Consider the following 17,592-nt stretch of genomic DNA (forward strand, 5'->3'; position numbering starts at 1 on the left):
TACTCGCACGCCCGGGCGCTGCGCGAAAGCGAGAAAGACGCCCGCGCAGCTCGGGTCTGAATTTCTAGCGCAATTCCGGATGTTTACGAAGTACGTGCTCGAGCCAGGAGCTCACGATTTTCTCCTGCACCGAGTTCGCGCGCAGGCGCTCGCGGAGGTGCGCGAAATCGACGTGGTCGAGCTCCTGGTCTTGATTGAAGCACGAGAAGACCACGTGCTCGCGCCCGGTGACCGGATCGCGGTGCTTCTGCAGGCACTGCGCGCAGATCTCCTTCATCATGCACTGCATCGGCGAGTTGATGCTGCCGATAGCCAGGTGTTTCGGGTTGAGCAGCGGGAGAAGCACGCCGTGCCGGGCCTCGCGAACCGCGTCCATCATGCGGTCCGAGCCGATCGCGAGGATCCGGTGCACCGAAGAGAGCTTCGCGACCGGCGCTCGCAGCTCGCCCTTCCCGAACGCGAGCATGGCCTGGACGATGTTGCCACGGAAGTGCGCGTCTTGCGGCCGACGCGGGGTGATCTCGACCCCCTTGTCGGTGCACCACACGACCTGGTCGGTGTGCGCCTCGATGTCCGCCTGCTTGAAGAGGTCGTCACCGTCTTTGTAGCCGGCGAAGTAGAGCACCGTGGCGCCGAGCGCCTTGAACGCTCGCGCGATCGAGAAGAGCACCGCGTTTCCGAGGCCGCCGCCGAGGAGCAGCACGGTCTCGTCGCGGGCGATGTCGGTGGGCTGCCCGGTAGGCCCCATGAGGACCACGGGCTCGCCGGGCTTGAGCGACGCGCACAGCCGCGATGAGCCGCCCATCTCGAGCACGATCGTGCCGAGGAGGCCTCTCTCCGGGTCGGTCCACGCGCCCGTGAGCGCGAGGCCCTCCATCGCGAGGCGCGTGTCCTCGGCCAACGGGGCGAGCGCTTCGAAGTTTTGCAGTCGGTAGAACTGCCCTGGCTGGAACTTTCGCGCCGCCATGGGCGCCCTCACGACCACCTCGACGATGGTCTTCGTGAGGCGGTTCACCTCGACGACGTGCGCGCCGAGCTCCGCGTCGAGGTGCGCGAACCGCTTCGCGAGGGCGAGGTCGCGCGCGGGCTGCTCCGCGGGATCGAGCGTCGCGAGGTCCGGGAAGAGCGCCGCCACGTGGCGGTAGCCGTCCTTCGCGCTGGCCATGGCCTTCACGACGCTGCCGGCGTAGTGCGGGTGGTTGTCGCCGTAGACGCTGACCACGCGCCCATCCTTCGCGTAGCTCGTGAAGAAGCCCTCGCGGGGGCGCGCCTTCTCGAGGACGACGCCGCCGTCGACTCGCTTCGCGCTGTGCACCTGGTAGTACTGACCGCGCGCGTCGAGCTCGAAAGTGCCCGTGTATTCGCGCTCGTAGGTGACGTTCGGGCTGGTGCCGGCCGCCACGCACACGGTCCGCGCGGGGAGCTCCACGAGGCCGCCGTCTGGGCGCTTGAACGAGACGGCCTTCACGTGACCGAAGGTGTCGAGCACGGCCTCCACGGGCGACAGGTTCTCGACGTAGCGCACGCCCTCGCGGAGGCTCTCGTGCACCTCTTCGTGGTTCAAGCGGTACGCGGGCGAGTCTTGGACGGCCTTGCGGTACACGAGCGAGACCCCGCCCCAGCGCTCGACCAGCGCCCGCGAGGTCGGGCGCGCCCCTCCGCCGCGGCGCGAGCGCGCTCCTCCTGGAGCTCGCGGCCGTGGGCGAGGTGCTCGCTCAACGTCGCCCACTCCTCCTCGTCGAACATCGCGCGGAAGGCCTGCTCGCCGAGCTCGGCGCGGAGCGTGTCGGTCCGCGCGAGCGTCTTTTCGGCCTGGACCGGGTAGTAGGCCAGGAGCTCGGTCGCGGTGTCGATCGCGGTGAGGCCGCCGCCGATGACGAGGGCCGGGAGCTTCACCTGGAGGTTCGCGATCGTGCTCTTTTTGTAGGCTCCGGTGAGCTGCAGAGCCATGAGGAAGTCGCTCGCCTTGCGGATGCCGCGCGCGAGGTTGTTCTTCATGTCGATGAAGGTCGGGCGCCCCGCGCCGGCCGCCAGGGCGACGTGGTCGAAGCCCAGGGCCCACGCGTCGTCGAGGTCGAGCGTGCCCCCGAAGCGGACGCCACCGTGCAGCTGCAGCAGCCGGTTACGCGCGAGGGTGACGTAGAGCACCGTGAGGAAGTTCTTGTCCCAGCGGACGGTGATTCCGTACTCGGAGACGCCGCCGAACCCGACGACCAGGCGCTCGTCGAGCTCCTGGCAGATGGCGCCGAGCTCTCGCACGGGGCCGGGGCAGCCGCTCGTCGCCGATGAGCTCCGGGCAGCGGCTCGATCTTCAGGCCGTCCACGCCCACCACCGCGAACCCCTCGCACGTGAGGTGGTGCGAGAGCGTGTAGCCCGCCGGCCCGAGGCCGACGACGAGCACGTTCTTGCCGTTGTACGGCAGCGCGTGGGGGCGCTTGACGTTGAGCGGGTTCCAGCGCGAGAGCAGGCCGTAGATCTCGAAGCCCCACGGCAGCTCGAGCACGTCGGTGAGGACCCGCGTCTCGATCTGCGGGATGTTCACGGGCTCCTGCTTCTGGAAGATGCAGGCCTTCATGCAGTCGTTGCAGATGCGGTGCCCGGTGCCCGGGCACATCGGGTTGTCGATGCACACGACCGCGAGCGCGCCGAGCGCGTCGCCGTCGCGGCGGAGCGCGTGCATCTCGCTGATACGCTCCTCCAGCGGGCAGCCCTCGAGCAGGACGCCGATCGGGTTCTTCTTGACCTCGTTGGACTTGTTGTCGCGCAGCCCCTTCGAGCACGAGTCCTTGTCGCGACGTCGCGCGCGGCCATGCGCCGGTCCGTGAGCGCGAAGCCGTCGCGCGGCCGGCGGTGCTCGGCGGGGCCGACGAAGAGCTCGGGGCGGGCCGGATCAGGACGCACGACCTCCACCAGCTTCGAGAAGTCTAGGTTCCGCGGCGCGTGCAGCGACGGCCAGGCGTGGGCGGGGTCGTGGTGATCGTGCCGCCGGTGCGCGAGCCACGCCTCGAGCGCGTCGAGCGCAAACGCGGCGACCCTCCCGTCCTCCGCGGGCGAGGGCGAGGGCCCGTCCACCGCGACCGCGGTCGCCGCGATCTCCGCGCACGTGGGCTCCCGGAGGAGCGCCTCGCGGAGCTCGGCCGCGCGCGCCGCGAGCGCGGGGGTCCACACGGCGCCGCCCGCCTTCGCGCTCTTGCGCGCGGTCTCGTCGAGGTCGACGAGAGCGACGACGGCGCTGGCGATCCGGAGCTCTTCGTCGCCCCGATCCGCGGCCGCGGCCTCCGCCGGCGCGCACGCGATGGCCACGCGCGCGACGGCCGTCGCCTCCGCAGGGGTGCCGCTCCACGCCTTCCCCGCGCTCTCCTTCAGCACGCGCTTCTTCGCGAAGGCCGCCTTGAAGCGCCACAAGGCGCCGCGCTCTTCGGCGCTCGCGCGCAGGGCCTCGAGGGGCTCCTCGACCGCGAAGAGCCGGCCCACGAAGCGCGACACGTACGGCGCCGCGACGAGCACCGCGGTGCTCGCGTCCTCCGGCTTCACGCGCGCGCCGCTCCCGACGGCGTCGGCGTAGGCGGTGAAGGTGCTCGCCGCCTCCGGCGCCTCGGCGCGGAACCACGCCCAGAAGGTCGCGTGGAGGTCCGCGAGGCGCGCGGGCTGGTGCAGGTCGGCGTACGAGAACCCGGGCACGCCGAGGGCGAGCTCCGGCGTGGCCGGTGGATCGGTCGGGCGGGGAAGTCGGGGGAAGAAGGACGACGAGGGGCTCGTGATCACGTGGGGCCGTACTCCGGCGAGAGCGCCGATGGGGGGGATACCGACTGGATGGGACCGAGGGGAATCGACGAGAGGCTTCGCTGGGCGGGTGAGCGAGCCGCTTGTTTCCGCGGAGGAGTGAGCGAGCGCGACGCCGGACCCGCGGAAGGGAGCGCGCCGCTTCTTGACGCTGCGGCGGCGACGGGCCGACGGGAGTAAATCAACGGGCGGCTAGGCCTTGTCGGCGGGGACGAACGCCGTCTGCGCGAGGTCGCCGTCTTCCCAGCCGAAGTAGATCGCGCACTGCTTGAACATGAAGCGCTGGCCGTCGGCCGAGGTGAGGTCCACGCGGTAGGTGTTGATGAACTTCACCGAGTCCTTCAGCCACTGGTCCCACGCTTCTTTCGAGATCTCCTCGTAGATGCGCTTGCCGAGCTCGTTCTTGTAGGGCGGGCGTGAGAGGCCGGGCAGCTCCTTGCCGAGCTTCGAGCATTGGACGAGGCGGGGTTCTGACATGCGCGAGCTTCTAGTCCCACTCCCTCGCGATTTGAAGACCCTCGGCGCGCGTTCACCCACCGCTTCCGCGAAGCCACCGCGCAATACCTGCGCGCGAGCCGACGCGGCGCCGCGCGAGATCATCTGGGGCCTGCTGCTACTGGAGCGCGAGCGACAGCTGAACCGGAGCGCGGCGCGCCCTAGGCCGCACGACGATGCGCTCTGTGGCGCCGTGCTCGAGCACGCGCACGCGCGCCCCGGGGGCGCCGGCCTGGACCGCGGCCATCGCGCGCGCGGGGGTGTTGTTCGTGCGCGAGAGGTGGCAGAGCGCGACGAGTGGCTCTCCGAAGCGCCCCATCTCGGCGACGAGCGCGCCGGCCTGAGTATTGGATAAATGTCCGGTATTACACGCAATTCTGCGCTTCAGCCGCTCGGGATAGGGACCGCTCGCGAGCAGCTCCTCGCAGTGGTTCGCCTCGAGCAACACGAGATCGCTCGCGCCGAGGAAGGCGGCGAGGCCTCGCGGGGCGTGGCCGAGGTCGGTCGCGTACGCGAAGGCCCCGAGCGGCCCCGACACGCGCACCGCGACGTTGGGTGCGTCGTGCGGGAGCGGGTAGGTCTCCACCACGAGCGCCCCGAGGGGTCGCGCCTCGGCGCGGCGGAGCGGCACGATCGCGTGGGCGAACCGCGCGCGCACCTTGGGCGCCCCGATCCCCTCGTGGAGCCAGAGCGGGCACTTCAGCGCGCGCGCGAGCGGCAGCACGTGCGCGGCGTGGTCGCCGTGATCGTGCGTGACCACGAGCGCGTCGATCCCCCGGGGGAACAGATCGACGCCGAGGCGCCGGAGCCGCTCGGCGCACATGCGCGGCCCAAGGCCCGCGTCCACGAGCACGCGCGTACCTGCCGACTCGACGAGGACCGCGTTGCCGGACGACCCGGAGCCGAGGACCAGCACGTGGAGCGCCTGCCCTGCGCCGAGGCCCCCGTCGTCGACTCCCGGCATGGGCGAGCTATGCCACGTTTGTGAGCGCGAGGCGATGGGCGCGGGGCGCCTGGTCCCCACGCGTATGTCGCCGGCAGCGGGCAAACCATGTACGGTTGGGCGGGCTCATGTCGACACGAAGCTGCCCGCTGTGTGGGCACACGATCCTGAAGGTGGCGCGCTTCTGCGGAGCGTGCGGCCAGCGCATCCCCGAGGAGCGCATGGCGCTGTCCGCGCCCATCATGGTGGACGCGACCCCGCTGCCGGCCGACGAGTACTCGGATTTCACGCGCCCCAACTGGAAACCCGATCCCGAGACCCTCGCGGCGGCCACCCGTCAGGTCGACTCACAGCGGCGGATCGGGGCGGCCACTCTCCTTGGCGCCGCGGCGCCGAGTCCGCCGGGCGACAACCCGCCGACCGTCTCCGACGCGGGCGCCCCGAAGCGCGCGTTCGAGATGATGTCCGATGGGCAGCTCGCGGGGCTCCCTCTCACCTCCCCCCTCGGCGGCCCGATGGCGGAGGTCCTCGCGCTCGGGGCGCCCGCGTCCCCGGTGGGGGCGCCTGCGCCTGGGTTCGCTCCGCCTGCGCCTGCTCCGCCTGGGTTCGCTCCGCCTGCGCCTGCTCCGCCTGGGTTCGCTCCGCCTGCGCCTGCTCCGCCTGGGTTCGCTCCGCCTGCGCCTGCTCCGCCTGGGTTCGCTCCGCCTGCGCCTGCTCCGCCTGCGCCTGCGCCCGCTCCGCCCGTGCAGCCTCGCCACCAAACGATGCTCGGCATCGCCATGCCCGGCATCGCGCCCACGCCCACACAGAGCGCGGCCGCGCCCGCCGCGGCGCAGCGGAACGCCCTCGGGACTCTCCTCGGCGTCGCGTCGCCCACGCTCACCCCCGCGCCAGGCCCGGCAGCGCCCGCGGAGCCGGCCCCACAGGAGGCCGCGCCGCAGCCGGCAGGCCCAGCGCGCGCGCGCCCCAACGCTACGCTCCTCGGGCTCGTCGGCCCGCAGCCGGCGGTCTCCCCGAGCGAGCCCCCTGAGAAGATCCCCTCGGTGCTGCCGGCCCCGCTGCGGCCAACGCGCGAGGAGCTGCCGCCCGCGCCCGAGCCACCGGTGCGGCGTGGGGTCCCGATGGCGCCGGTGGTGGGCGGCGTCGCGGTGTTGCTCGCCCTCGGCGGAGGCGCGCTGCTGCTCGTGTTGCGGTCGGGGCCACCGATCACCGCGCAGGCCCGGGTCGACGAGAAGGGCAACGAAGCGCTCGCCGTGCGCTGTCCATCGTGCCCGGACGGCACGACCCTGGCGCTGGCCGGCGGGGCCGCGCGGAGCGAGGTAAAGGGCGGCGAGGCCCTCGTGCCCCTCCCCGCTCCGCTCGCCCTCGGCCCGAACGACCTGACGATCGCGGTCGATCGTCCAGGGAGCGGCCGCGACGAGACCGTGAAGCTCCGCGTGCCCGTCTCGTACCGCGTCCGGGCCGACCCGAGCACGCTGGCCGCGAACCCACCCACCATCACCGTGCGGATCGAGGCTGCCGCCGGGACGACCGTCGACGTGGACGGCAAGCCGGTCACCCTCGCCGCGGGCAAGGGCGAGGTCGTCTACCCCGTGGGCTCGGACGGGCTCGGCCCCGCCAACGAGACCAAGCCCATCGAGAAGGTGATCGCCTTCAGGGTGACGACCGCGGGGCGGACCGAGGAGGGCGCGATTCCGGTGCGTGGGCGCATCGTCCCCCTGCACCTGGACGCGCCGGGCCCCCGCGCCTTCATCGACGGCGCCACCTGCCACGTGACCGGCCAGACCCTGGTCGGCGGCACGGTGACCGTCGGGGGTGCCAGCACCACCGTGGGTCCGCGCGGCGAGTTCTCCGCCGATCACCCCTGCGCCCAGGTCGGGCGCCACCGCGTCGAGGTCGTCGCCGGCGCGCCTGGCTTCGCGACCCGCGCCGCCACGCTCACGGTCACGCGCGTGGCGGGGCTCGAGGCCGAGGCGCAGCTCTGGGAGACGCGCGGCCCTGCGCAAGATCCCCTCGGGGAGAGCGGCGGCGCGCCGGCGCCCACCGTCGCGTTCGAGGCGCTCACGCGCCCGGAGGCGCTCGGGAAGCCCGCCATCGTGGAGGGGCCGGTGGTGGACGCCCGCACGACGAATGGGTTGACCGTCGCGCTGCTCGAAAACCGGCGCAAGTGCAAGACCTCCTGCCTCACGCGCCTGCTGTACGGTGGCCCGTCCACTTTCCAAAAAGGTCAATCATTGCGGGCCTATGGCTTTGTCGCAGGGGCGGTCACCGCCGACGGGCGCACCCTCCCCGAGCTCCACACGTCGTTCGTGTTACCGGGTGCGTTGAAGTGAAGCCCGGGGCGCCTCCCGACGCTGGGCGCAGCGCCTCGCGGGCGCGCGGCCGTGGCCTCGCCGCGCTGCTGGCGCTCGGCTCGCTGGCGCTCGGCGCGGGGGCGGCCGCCGACGGGTTCGACCCCCGCGCGCCGCACGCGGTGGTCGTGGGGGCGCCGCGGGGCGCGGCACCGGTGGTGCGGGTCAACGCGGCGCGCGACGGCCTCACCCAGGACCCGCTCCCCTCCAAGAAGCTCCACGTGGCCTGGCGCAAGTCGACCGGCGCGCCCCTCGAGGGCCCACCGGTCGTGGACGAGCGCGGGCGCGTGATCGTGGCCGGAGCGCGCGGAGACGTGGTGGTCCTCTCGCCTGACGGCGTCGAGCTCAGCCGGGCGGCGACCGGCGCGCAGGGCGCCGGTCCCCTCGCCCTCACCGCCGACGGGACCGCCGTGTTCACGACCTCGAGCGGAGACGTGGTCGGAGCGCGCGGCGCGACGCGACGGTTCCTCGTGCACGCTGGCGCACCGTCGTCGTTCAAGGTGGCGCCGCTCCCCATGCGCGACGGCGGCTTCGTGGTGGCGGTCGGCGCCGCCCTGGTGTTGCTCGACACCGAAGGCCAGGAGCGTGCTCGCGCACACGGCCCAGAGCCCTTCGTGGGCACGCTCGTCGCCGTCGGCGCGCGCGTGCTCGGCGCGAGCCGGGGTGGCACGGTGTTCTCGTGGTCGCCTGGCGGCGAGATCGTCCGCGTCGGCAGCTTCCGGGCTCCCCTCGATGGGGGCCTCACGGTCGAAGACGGCGTACGACTGCTCGCGGTCACCGACGGGCGCCAGGTCACGGAGCTCGATCTCGCGCGCGGGGCCACGCGCCCACGCGGCACGGCGCCGCTGGGCTCGATCTACCTCGGCCCCCTCGCGCTCTCGCGGGGCTACATCGTGCTCCAAGGCGTCGGGCTCGGCTCGACGTACCTCGTCGTGCTCGACCGAACGGGGCGCGAGACCCGCGTCCCCTTCGGTCCCTCGTCGCCCACGCTGATCCCGCTGCTGCCCGACGGCGGCACCCCGCCGCTCGTCGCGCCACCGCACACGGGCGCGCTCGTCGACGCGCGCGGCACGATCGCGTTCCTCACGCCGACGGGGGTCGTCGGCGTGAGCTCCCCCGAGTCCGGCACCTCCACGCTCGCCGAGCCCGTCTGCGGGCCGTCGGTCGGCAGGCTCGCGGTGATCCCCGGACTCGCACCGGCAGGACCCCAGGCGTTCGTCGTGGCGTGCGAGAACGGCGCGGTGGTGAAGGTCGTGGGCGAATGAGCGACTTTCTCGGCGTGCCCCGCGGCCGCGTCCCTGGCGCGGCGCGTCTGTTGGAAGCGCTCCTCGCTTGATGCGCCGGGCGCCGCGCGCTACGCTGCAGCCATGATCACCGTCACTGAGCGCGCCGCCGAAAAGGTCCGAGAAATCGCCGAGGCGGAGAACCTCCAGGGTCAAGGCCTTCGGCTCAAGGTCATCGGCGGCGGCTGCGCCGGCTTCAGCTACGACCTCTACTTCGAGGACGCCGTCACCGACATGGACGAGTCGTTCGAGTGCCTCGGGGTGAAGCTCTACATCGACCCCCTGAGCTTCCAGTACCTGGAAGAGACCGAGATCGACTACGTCGAGGGCGCGCACGGCGCGGGGTTCAAGTTCAACAACCCGAACGTCAAGGGCAGCTGCGGCTGCGGGTCGTCGGTCAGCTTCTGATCTTTGCCTGAGACTCCGAGGGAGGCCTCCGCGCCCCGTGCGCCGAGGGCCCACCGGCGGTCAACGGCGCGGCCAAGCCCTCGAGAGTCCAGGGGATTCGGCAGGGTGCTGCGGGCGGCGGTGGCTCAGAACTGTGCGAAGAAGTCCCACGTCGCCTGGCGGCCGGGGCCCCACACGGCGTGCCCCTGGCCCGGTACCGTGCACACGAGCACCGGCCGCTGGCAGCCCTTCGGCCCCTCGCACGGCGTGGGCGCCGCCGGCTGTCGGGCGGCGTCGCAGCCGTTCCAGAACGACCAGTGGCGCACCGCCTTCTCCCCCTCCGTGGGGCTGACGCTCGTGTCCGCGAGGCCATGGAAGATGGCGGCGGCGACGGGCGGCGTCGGGCAAATCAGGTGGCCGGCGGCGTCGTAGTCTCCAGGGGTTTGGAAGGGTCCGCCCCCCGCGTGCGCCGCGATGGCGCGCAGCACGCCGCCGCGGCCGCAGGCGAGCTGGTTCGCGAAGTACGCGCCGGCGCTCGTGCCGACCGCGAAGAACCGCGTGGCGTCGAGGCACAGGGTGTCGGAGAGCTCCCGCATCAGCGCGTCGAAGAACGCGAAGTCGGGGTTCTGCGCGTACGGCGTGTTGAGGTCCCAGTTGCCTCGGATCGCGTCCGGGTACACGAACACGGCGCCCTCCGACCGCCCCTCGAGATCGAGGTAGGGCCGGGCCGACGCGCCCGTACGGCCGCCCGAGTGCAGGCCAACGACGAGGCGATGGGCGCGTCGCGGATCGTAGCGCTCGGGCAGCCACAGGGTGTACGTGCGCGGCGTCCCCGCGACGGTGAGCGCGAGCCCCTCGCGGAGCCCCGAGACCACGACGGCGCCGCACCCCGGAGTGCCGTTCGGCGGGGGCGCGGCGTCGACCGAGGGCGCCGCAGCGTCGACGGGCTCCGGCTCGCCGCTGACGACCGGCGTGGCCGAGCCGCCCGGGGACGCAGAAGGGGCGGGCTCACTCGAGCAGCCGAGCGCCCACACCGAGACGCCGACGAGCGCCGCGAGCCCGTGACCCGCTCTCACGGGGTGTAGCCGAGGCTCGGCCCCAGCCACTTCTCCACCTCGGCGACCGTCACGCCCTTTCGCGCGGCGTAGCTCTCCACCTGATCGCGGCCGATCTTCCCGAGGTTGAAGTACCTCGCCTCCGGATGCGCGAGGTAGATCCCCGACACGCTCGAGGCCGGCCACATGGCGAACGACTCGGTGAGCGTGATGCCCACCTCGCCGCAGCCGAGCAGGTCGAACAGCGGCCCCTTCAGCGTGTGGTCGGGGCAGGCCGGGTACCCGAACGCCGGCCGAACGCCGCGGTAGCGTTCGGAGATGAGCTCCTCGTTCGCGAGGTCCTCGGCGGGCGCATACCAAGCCCGCCGCACCTTCTGGTGGAGCATCTCCGCGGCGGCCTCCGCGAGGCGATCGGCGAGGGCTTTCACGATGATGGCCGCGTAGTCGTCGAGCTTCGCCTCGAGCTCGCGCACGAGGGCGTCGCTCCCGACGCAGCTCACGGCGAAGGCGCCGACGTGATCCTGGGCCGGGGTGGTCTCCGGCGCGACGAAGTCGGCCAGGCAAGCGTGCACTTTGGTGGTGTCGCCCTCCTTCGACTGCTGCTGTCGCAGCATCGGGAAGAGCACGACGTTGGAGCCCTGCGGGCGCGCGCCCGGCCCCGCGGGGTCTGCAGGATAGAGCACGAGATCATCGCCGCGCGACGCGGCCGGGTAGACCCCGTACACCCCTTTCACCGCGATGCGCGGATCGGAGGCCATCACGCCGAGCCAGTGTTGCGCCGCCTCGTAGAGCTCCGTCGCCGTGGCACCCACGGTTGGATCCATGAGTATTTTCGGAAACTTACCGACGAGCTCCCAGGCCGTGAAGAAGAAGGTCCAGTCGATGTACTTGGCGACCTCGGCGACGGGCGCCGAGAACAGCTGGCGGCCGAGGCTCGGGGCCGGCGCCACGGTGGTCGGGTCGAAGGTGCAGACCGCCGCCTTCTCTCGCGCGGCGGCGTAGGGGATGAGCGGGCGAACCCGCTTCTGCGCGTGGAGGTCGCGGAGGCGCCGCTGGTCTTCGCGGTTCTGCGCGTCGAGCACCTCGCGTTGCTTCGCGTCGAGGAGCCCGGCGACGACGCCCACCGCGCGCGACGCGTCGAGCACGTGGACCGTCGAGTGCTCGTACTTCGGGGCGATCTTGACCGCCGTGTGCTGCCGGCTCGTGGTCGCGCCGCCGATGAGCAGCGGCGTCGTCATGCCGCGGCGCTGCATCTCGTCCGCGACGCTCACCATCTCGTCGAGCGACGGCGTGATGAGGCCCGAGAGCCCGATGATGTCCGCCTTCTCGGCGACCGCGGTCGCCAGGATTTTGTCGAGCGGGACCATCACCCCGAGATCGACGACCCGGTAGTTGTTGCAGCCGAGCACCACGCCCACGATGTTCTTGCCGATGTCGTGGACGTCGCCCTTCACCGTGGCGAGGAGCACGGTGCCCTGCCCGCTCGTGTCGGCGTTGGCCGCCTTCTCGGCCTCCATGAACGGCAGGAGATACGCGACGCCTCGCTTCATGACGCGGGCGCTCTTCACGACCTGGGGCAGGAACATTTTCCCAGCGCCGAAGAGGTCGCCGACGGTCTTCATGCCGTCCATCATCGGCCCCTCGATGACCTCGAGCGTGCGGGGGTAGGCGTGGCGCGCCTCCTCCACGTCCGCCTCCACGAAATCGACGATGCCGTTCACCAACGCGTGCGCGATGCGCTCGCCGACGGGGCGGGTGCGCCACTCGAGGTTCACCTCGCGCTTCTTCCCCCCGCCCTTCACCGTGCCTGCGAAGTCGACGAGGCGCTCGGTCGCGTCCGGGCGTCGATTGAAGAGCACGTCCTCGACGCGCTCGCGGAGCCCGGGCTCGATCTCCTCGTAGACGACGATTTGCCCGGCGTTGACGATGCCCATGTCGAGCCCGGCGCGGATGGCGTGGTAGAGGAACGCCGAGTTCATCGCCTCGCGCACCACGTTGTTGCCGCGGAACGAGAACGACAGGTTCGAGATGCCGCCGGAGATCTTCACCCCGGGGCAGCGCTCCTTGATGAGCGTGGTCGCTTCGATGAAGCTCTTCGCGTACTCGGCGTGCTCCTCGAGGCCCGTCGCGATCGCGAGCACGTTCGGATCGAAAATGATGTCCTTGGCTGCGAAGCCCGCCTTCTCGGTGAGCAGCTTGTAGGCCCGCTCGCAGATCTCGAGGCGGCGCGGCGTGTTGTCCGCCTGCCCCACCTCGTCGAACGCCATCACCACCGCCGCCGCGCCGTAGCGGCGCACGAGGGCGGCCTTCTTCAGGAAGTCGGCCTCGCCCTCCTTCAGGCTGATGCTGTTGACGATGGCCTTGCCTTGCACGCAGCGGAGCCCCGCCTCGATGACCTCCCACTTGGAGCTGTCGATCATGAAGGGGACGCGCGCCACCTCGGGCTCGGTCGCGAGGATGTTCAGGAACGTGGTCATCGCGACCACGCCGTCGAGCATGCCCTCGTCCATGTTGACGTCGAGGATGTTCGCGCCGTTGCGCACCTGCTCGAGCGCGACGGCGGTGGCGGACGTGAAATCGCCGGCCTTCACGAGCTCGGCGAACTTCGCGCTGCCGGTCACGTTGGTGCGCTCGCCGATCATGAGGAAGTTCGTGTCCGGCAGCACCTCGAGGCGCTCGAGCCCCGTGTACACGGTGTAGGGGCGCGCCTCCTTCGGCTCGGGGCGTGGCGCGAGCGCGCCCACGGCCTTGGCCACGGCGGCGATGTGGTCGGGCGTGGTGCCGCAGCACCCGCCGAGCACGTTGACGAGCCCGGCGGCGGCGAACTCGCCGACGAGCGAGCTCATGGTGGCCGGGTCTTGGTCGTACTCGCCGAAGGCGTTGGGGAGACCCGCGTTCGGGTAGCAGGAGATACGGCACTCGGCGACCTTCGCGAGGTCGACGAGATAGGGGCGCATCTCCTTGGCGCCGAGCGAGCAGTTGATGCCGACGCTGAGCGGCTTCGCGTGCGCGATCGAGGCCCAGAACGCGTCGACGGTCTGGCCCGAGAGCGTGCGCCCGGACTGGTCGACGATGGTGAGCGAGATCATCACCGGGAGCCGCACGCCCTTCTCGGCGAACACCTCCTCGAGGGCGACCACGCAGGCCTTCACGTTGAGCGTGTCGGTGACCGTCTCGGCGAGGAGGAGATCCACACCACCGTCGATAAGCCCTCGAATTTGCTCCACATAAGCCCGTCGAACCTCTTCGAACGTGACAGTGCGCATCGCCGGATCGTTCACGCTCGGCGACATCGAGAGCAGGCGGTTCAAGGGCCCGATGGCGCCCGCCACGAAGCGCGGGCGCGACGGATCGCGGGCGGTGAACTTGTCGGCCGCGGCCCGCGCGAGCTGCGCGGCCGCCACGTTCATGTCGAGCACGGCGTGCTCGAGCGCGTAGTCGGCCTGCGCGATCGACGTCGAGCTGAAGGTGTTGGTCTCGATGATGTCGGCGCCCGCCGCCAGGTAGCTCTCGTGGATCTCCTGGATGACGTCGGGCCGCGTCAGCACGAGGAGGTCGTTGTTTCCCTTCAGGTCGTGCGCGTGGTCGCGGAAGCGCGCGCCGCGGAAGTCAGCCTCGCCGAGGCCATAGCGCTGCACCATCGACCCCATCGCGCCGTCGAGGATCAGAATGCGTTGATCGAGCAGGTCGCGGATGCGTTTCTCAGAGGTCTTCACGGGGCGGGCTCCAGGCGGTTCGGGCCGTCATAGCACAGCGCGGCGTGCGCGCCGGTGCGCGGCGCCGCTGCCCTGCTCGGGCTTGCCCGCTGTCCGTCGCCTCCTCCCGCGCAGCCAGCGAGCGAGAAAACGTTTGCCCGCCTGTAGGCGCGAGGGTACGTGTCACCCGTCCGGGCCTCGCAGACGATCGCCGGCGGGCGCCCTCCCTCGGGGGCGAGCGCGGGAGGAAAGTCCGAGCTCCACAGAGTGCGATGCCGGGTAACGCCCGGTGGCGGTGACGCCAAGGAGAGTGCCACAGAGAACAGACCACCGGCCCGCGTACGCCTCCTTGGAGCGCGTGCTCGCCGCCGGTAAGGGTGAAACGGTGGGGTAAGAGCCCACCGCGAGGGCGGTAACGTCCTCGGCATGGCAGACCCCATCGGGAGCAAGGCCGCGTAGGCGGGCGCGGACGTCGCGAAAGCGCCGTCCAAAGGGCGACTCGCCCGAGCCCGTGGGTTGGCTGCTCGAGCCGTTCGGTAACGACCGGCCTAGAGGAATGATCGTCGGCGCGGCGGGGGCGATCCCGTCGCGACACAGAACTCGGCTTATGCGGCACCCGGACCGCTTCGAGCCTGTCCTCGCGAGGGGGTGGGCTCGAGGTGTTTTTTGTGGGCCCTCGCGTGGTCCCGGCGGCCGGGCGGCCGCGACCGCGAGAGGGTGCGGGGACGGTGCGGGGGGATGGAGGTGTCCGTGACGGCGGGTGGGCAGACGCCGTGTCGTGCGCGCGGTGCGCGCGGTGCGCGGTGCGCGGGGGATGGTGGAGGGGCGCGCGGGCCCCACCCACGCGGGTGGCACCGCGCGCTCCCCCACCCGTCCCCGCCCCTCGCGCGCCCCGCGCGCACGCCGCCGGCGGACACCCGACCGCGCCCGTGGAGCGCAAGCCCGAAGCGCCCCAGAAGCCGCGCCTACGGCCGAGTGGCCGCGAGCCTCGCGAGGCCGTCGGCCACCGACAGCTCGGGCGCGTACCCGAGGTCCCGCTTCACGGCGGAGATGTCGTACCAGTGCGCGGTGGCGAGCTGCCGCGCGATGAAGCGCGTCATCGGGGGCTCGTCGCTCCTCCGGAGGAGGGTCCACACTCCCTCCAGCAGCGCGCCCACGCCCACCGCGAGGCCTGGCGAGACCGACTTCGTGCAAGGAGGCAGCCCCGCGGCCGCGAGGATGCCGTTGATGAGCTCGCGCTGCGGCATGGGCTCGCCCTGCGTGACGAAATAGGCCTTCCCCGCGCACGGAGCCCCTGGACCGAGGGCGTCGAGGGCGAGCACGTGGGCCAAGACGGCGTTGTCGACGTACACCGAATCGACGAGCTTCTCGCCGCCGCCCACGAGGCGGAGCCGCCCGGCGCGCGCGCGGGCGAGCACGCGCGCCGTAAGCTGGGTATCGCCGGGACCCCATATGAGGTGAGGGCGAAGCGCGACGGTCGCGAGCGTGGGGCCGTTGGCCGCGAGCACGAGCCGCTCGGCGTGGGCCTTGGTCGCCGGGTAGTGAGCGTCGAAGTGCGTGGCGTACGGAGCGCTCTCGTCGACGCCCTCCACGTCGCCTCCACTGTGGATGACCGACGGCGTGCTCGTGTAGACGAGCTTGCGGATGCCGAGCGTCCGACACGCCGCGAGCACGTTCTCGGTGCCGATGACGTTCGCGCGGTGGAAGCTCTCGCGGCTCCCCCAGGCCCCGGCCTTCGCGGCCACGTGAAGGACCGCGTCGCAGCCCTCGAGCGCGGTCATGACGGCGGCCGTATCGCCCAAATCGGCGCGCACCACCTCCGCCCCGAGCTCGCGAAGCTGCGGGGCGTCGCTGCGTTGCACGCTGCGCACAGCTTCGCCGCGCGCGAGGAGCCGCCGGACGATCGCGCCCCCGAGGAAACCTCCGCCCCCGGTCACCACGATCATGGGATTCGCTCCTGCGCCCAGACGGCGAGCTTCTCGCGCCCGATCTTGGCGTTGTGCCGGATATCGACCGGGAAGCCTGGGTGCACGAGAAACTGCGCGATTCCGGCGGTGTGGGGGTGCTCCTTGCCGAGCGCTCGGAGCTCGTCGCAGAGGGCGGCGTTGGAGAGCTTCGACGCGGGCTCGCGCTCCACGCAGAGCACGGGCACGCGCTCGCCTCCGACGTCGACGCCCACGAGCGCGGTGCGGAATACCCCGGGGTGCGTGTTGAAGATCTCTTCCACCGGCGTGGAGAACAGCGTGGTCTCGCGAAGCTCGACGCGGTGCGACTTGCGCCCACCGAACCAGAGCCGCCCCTCGGCGTCGAAGTAACCCACGTCGCCCATGCGGTGGACGAGCACGCCGTCGCGATCGATCTTCGCGCGACTCGTCGCCTCGGGAGCCGCGTAGTAGCTGCGCGTCACGGTCGGCCCGGAGACCGTGATCTCGCCCATCTCGCCGACCGGAAGCTCCCGCGCCTCCGACCACGTGGGAATAGGCTCGTCGGTGATCGCGATGACGCGCACGTCGTTCGGCGGGACCGGGCGCCCGACGCACACGCCGAGGCCGCGCTCGGTCGCCGCGCGTGTCTCACCGAGCACGGCGCGGCTCCCGATGCTCGCGACCGGCAAGGCCTCAGTGGCGCCGTACGGTGTGAAGATTTCGGCGTCTTCCCCGAGCATGAGGTGAACCCGCTCGAGGGTCGCGGCGGGGACGGGCGCGCCTGCCGAGATGATGCGCCTCACGGTGGGCCACTTCACGCCGTTCGCGGCCCCGTGCCGACTGACTGTGCCGAGCAGCGCTGGAGAGCCGAACACGTTGGTGACGCCGAAGTCGGCGATCGCCTCGTGGATCTTCACGGGGTCGACGCTCGCGGGGCGCGTGGCGTCCATTTCGGGAATGATCGTGGTCATTCCGAGCGCGGGATCGAACAGCGCGAAGAGCGGGAACGTAGGCAGATCGACCTCCCCCGGCTCGATTCCGTAGGTCTCTCGAATGAGCTCGACCTGGGAGGTGAAGTGCCCGTGGGTGTAGACGACGCCCTTGGCGACGCCGGTGCTGCCGCTCGTGAAGAGGATGGCGGCCGTCTCGTCGTCTTGGGTGTCGGCCAAGACGGGCTCGACCTCGCGCGGCTCGGGCGCGATGGCCGCGAGGGTCGCGCCACCCCAGAACCACCGCCGCCCCACGGTCACGAAGCGCTTCAGCGTGGGGCGCGCCCAGCCGAGCACGAGACGCGCCGCGTGCGCCGGGGGAATGCCGATGAACGCCTCCGGCTCCACGCGGGCCAGGCACTCCTTGAGCTGCGCGAGGCCCAGGCCCGGATCGATCATCACCGGGACGATGCCGGCCTTGAACAGCGCGAACGTGAGCGCGAAGAGCTCGAGGCTCGGCTTCACCATGAGCACCGTGCGGGCGCCCCGCGTGATCCCGTAGTCCACGAGGCCTCGTGCGATCTGGTCGCTGCGCCGATCGAGCTCTCGGTACGTGCACCGGAGAGACGTCCGCGAGCCGTCGCGAGCGCGCCCTCTCGGAAACACGATGGCGGGCGCGTCGGGGCGCTGGGCTGCCATGGCAGGCAAATACGAGGCGATGTTGACCCGCGCGCCTCGCGGCACT

General features: G+C 71.7%; 9 protein-coding genes, 1 other RNA gene and 1 pseudogene. 4 read left to right on the forward strand and 7 right to left on the reverse strand.

Features of this window, described 5'->3' with window-relative positions:
• Positions 1–64 precede the first annotated feature (64 nt).
• The 3 genes and pseudogenes from IPQ09_06820 to IPQ09_06830 form a co-directional block, all read right to left on the reverse strand.
• Positions 65–3,682, reverse strand: a pseudogene (locus IPQ09_06820) (FAD-dependent oxidoreductase).
• A gap of 294 nt (positions 3,683–3,976) precedes the next feature.
• Positions 3,977–4,261: an oxidative damage protection protein gene (locus IPQ09_06825; GenBank protein MBL0193928.1), complete on the reverse strand. Its 285-nt coding sequence runs from the start codon at positions 4,259–4,261 to the stop codon at positions 3,977–3,979.
• Between the two features lie 136 nt (positions 4,262–4,397).
• Positions 4,398–5,243, reverse strand: a complete 846-nt coding sequence (locus IPQ09_06830) for an MBL fold metallo-hydrolase (GenBank protein MBL0193929.1) — start codon at positions 5,241–5,243, stop codon at positions 4,398–4,400.
• Positions 5,244–5,350: 107 nt separating this feature from the next.
• Here IPQ09_06830 and IPQ09_06835 point away from each other — a divergent pair, with 107 nt between their 5' ends.
• The 3 genes from IPQ09_06835 (at position 5,351) to IPQ09_06845 (ending at position 9,264) form a co-directional block, all read left to right on the forward strand.
• Positions 5,351–7,555: a zinc ribbon domain-containing protein gene (locus IPQ09_06835; protein MBL0193930.1), complete on the forward strand. Its 2,205-nt coding sequence runs from the start codon at positions 5,351–5,353 to the stop codon at positions 7,553–7,555.
• Positions 7,552–8,838: a hypothetical protein gene (locus tag IPQ09_06840; protein ID MBL0193931.1), complete on the forward strand. Its 1,287-nt coding sequence runs from the start codon at positions 7,552–7,554 to the stop codon at positions 8,836–8,838. Before IPQ09_06835 ends, IPQ09_06840 begins: the two co-directional genes overlap by 4 nt.
• Positions 8,839–8,940: 102 nt before the next feature.
• On the forward strand, positions 8,941–9,264 hold the full coding sequence (locus IPQ09_06845) for an iron-sulfur cluster assembly accessory protein (protein MBL0193932.1): 324 nt from the start codon (positions 8,941–8,943) through the stop codon (positions 9,262–9,264).
• 125 nt (positions 9,265–9,389) lie between these two features.
• Here the strand turns inward: IPQ09_06845 and IPQ09_06850 are convergent, their stop codons facing one another.
• Both IPQ09_06850 and metH read right to left on the reverse strand, forming a co-directional pair.
• Positions 9,390–10,319 (reverse strand): hypothetical protein, encoded by a 930-nt coding sequence (locus IPQ09_06850; protein MBL0193933.1) that lies wholly within the window; start codon positions 10,317–10,319, stop codon positions 9,390–9,392.
• Positions 10,316–14,014: a methionine synthase gene (metH, locus tag IPQ09_06855; protein MBL0193934.1), complete on the reverse strand. Its 3,699-nt coding sequence runs from the start codon at positions 14,012–14,014 to the stop codon at positions 10,316–10,318. Before metH ends, IPQ09_06850 begins: the two co-directional genes overlap by 4 nt.
• A 171-nt stretch (positions 14,015–14,185) precedes the next feature.
• Between metH and rnpB the strand changes: the two genes are divergently transcribed.
• Positions 14,186–14,616, forward strand: an RNA gene (gene rnpB / locus IPQ09_06860) — RNase P RNA component class A.
• 342 nt (positions 14,617–14,958) lie between these two features.
• On the opposite strand, the gene IPQ09_06865 is transcribed toward rnpB, so the two are convergent.
• Together IPQ09_06865 and IPQ09_06870 are read right to left on the reverse strand one after the other, a co-directional pair.
• The gene (locus IPQ09_06865) at positions 14,959–15,939 is read right to left on the reverse strand and encodes an NAD-dependent epimerase/dehydratase family protein (protein ID MBL0193935.1); all 981 of its coding nucleotides are present in this window, start codon (positions 15,937–15,939) and stop codon (positions 14,959–14,961) included.
• Entirely contained in the window at positions 15,936–17,546 is a 1,611-nt protein-coding gene (locus tag IPQ09_06870; GenBank protein ID MBL0193936.1) for an AMP-binding protein, read from the reverse strand. Before IPQ09_06870 ends, IPQ09_06865 begins: the two co-directional genes overlap by 4 nt.
• Positions 17,547–17,592: the final 46 nt, after the last annotated feature.

It is taken from the genome of Myxococcales bacterium, from assembly GCA_016720545.1.
Lineage (GTDB): Bacteria > Myxococcota_A > Polyangia > Polyangiales > Polyangiaceae > JAAFHV01.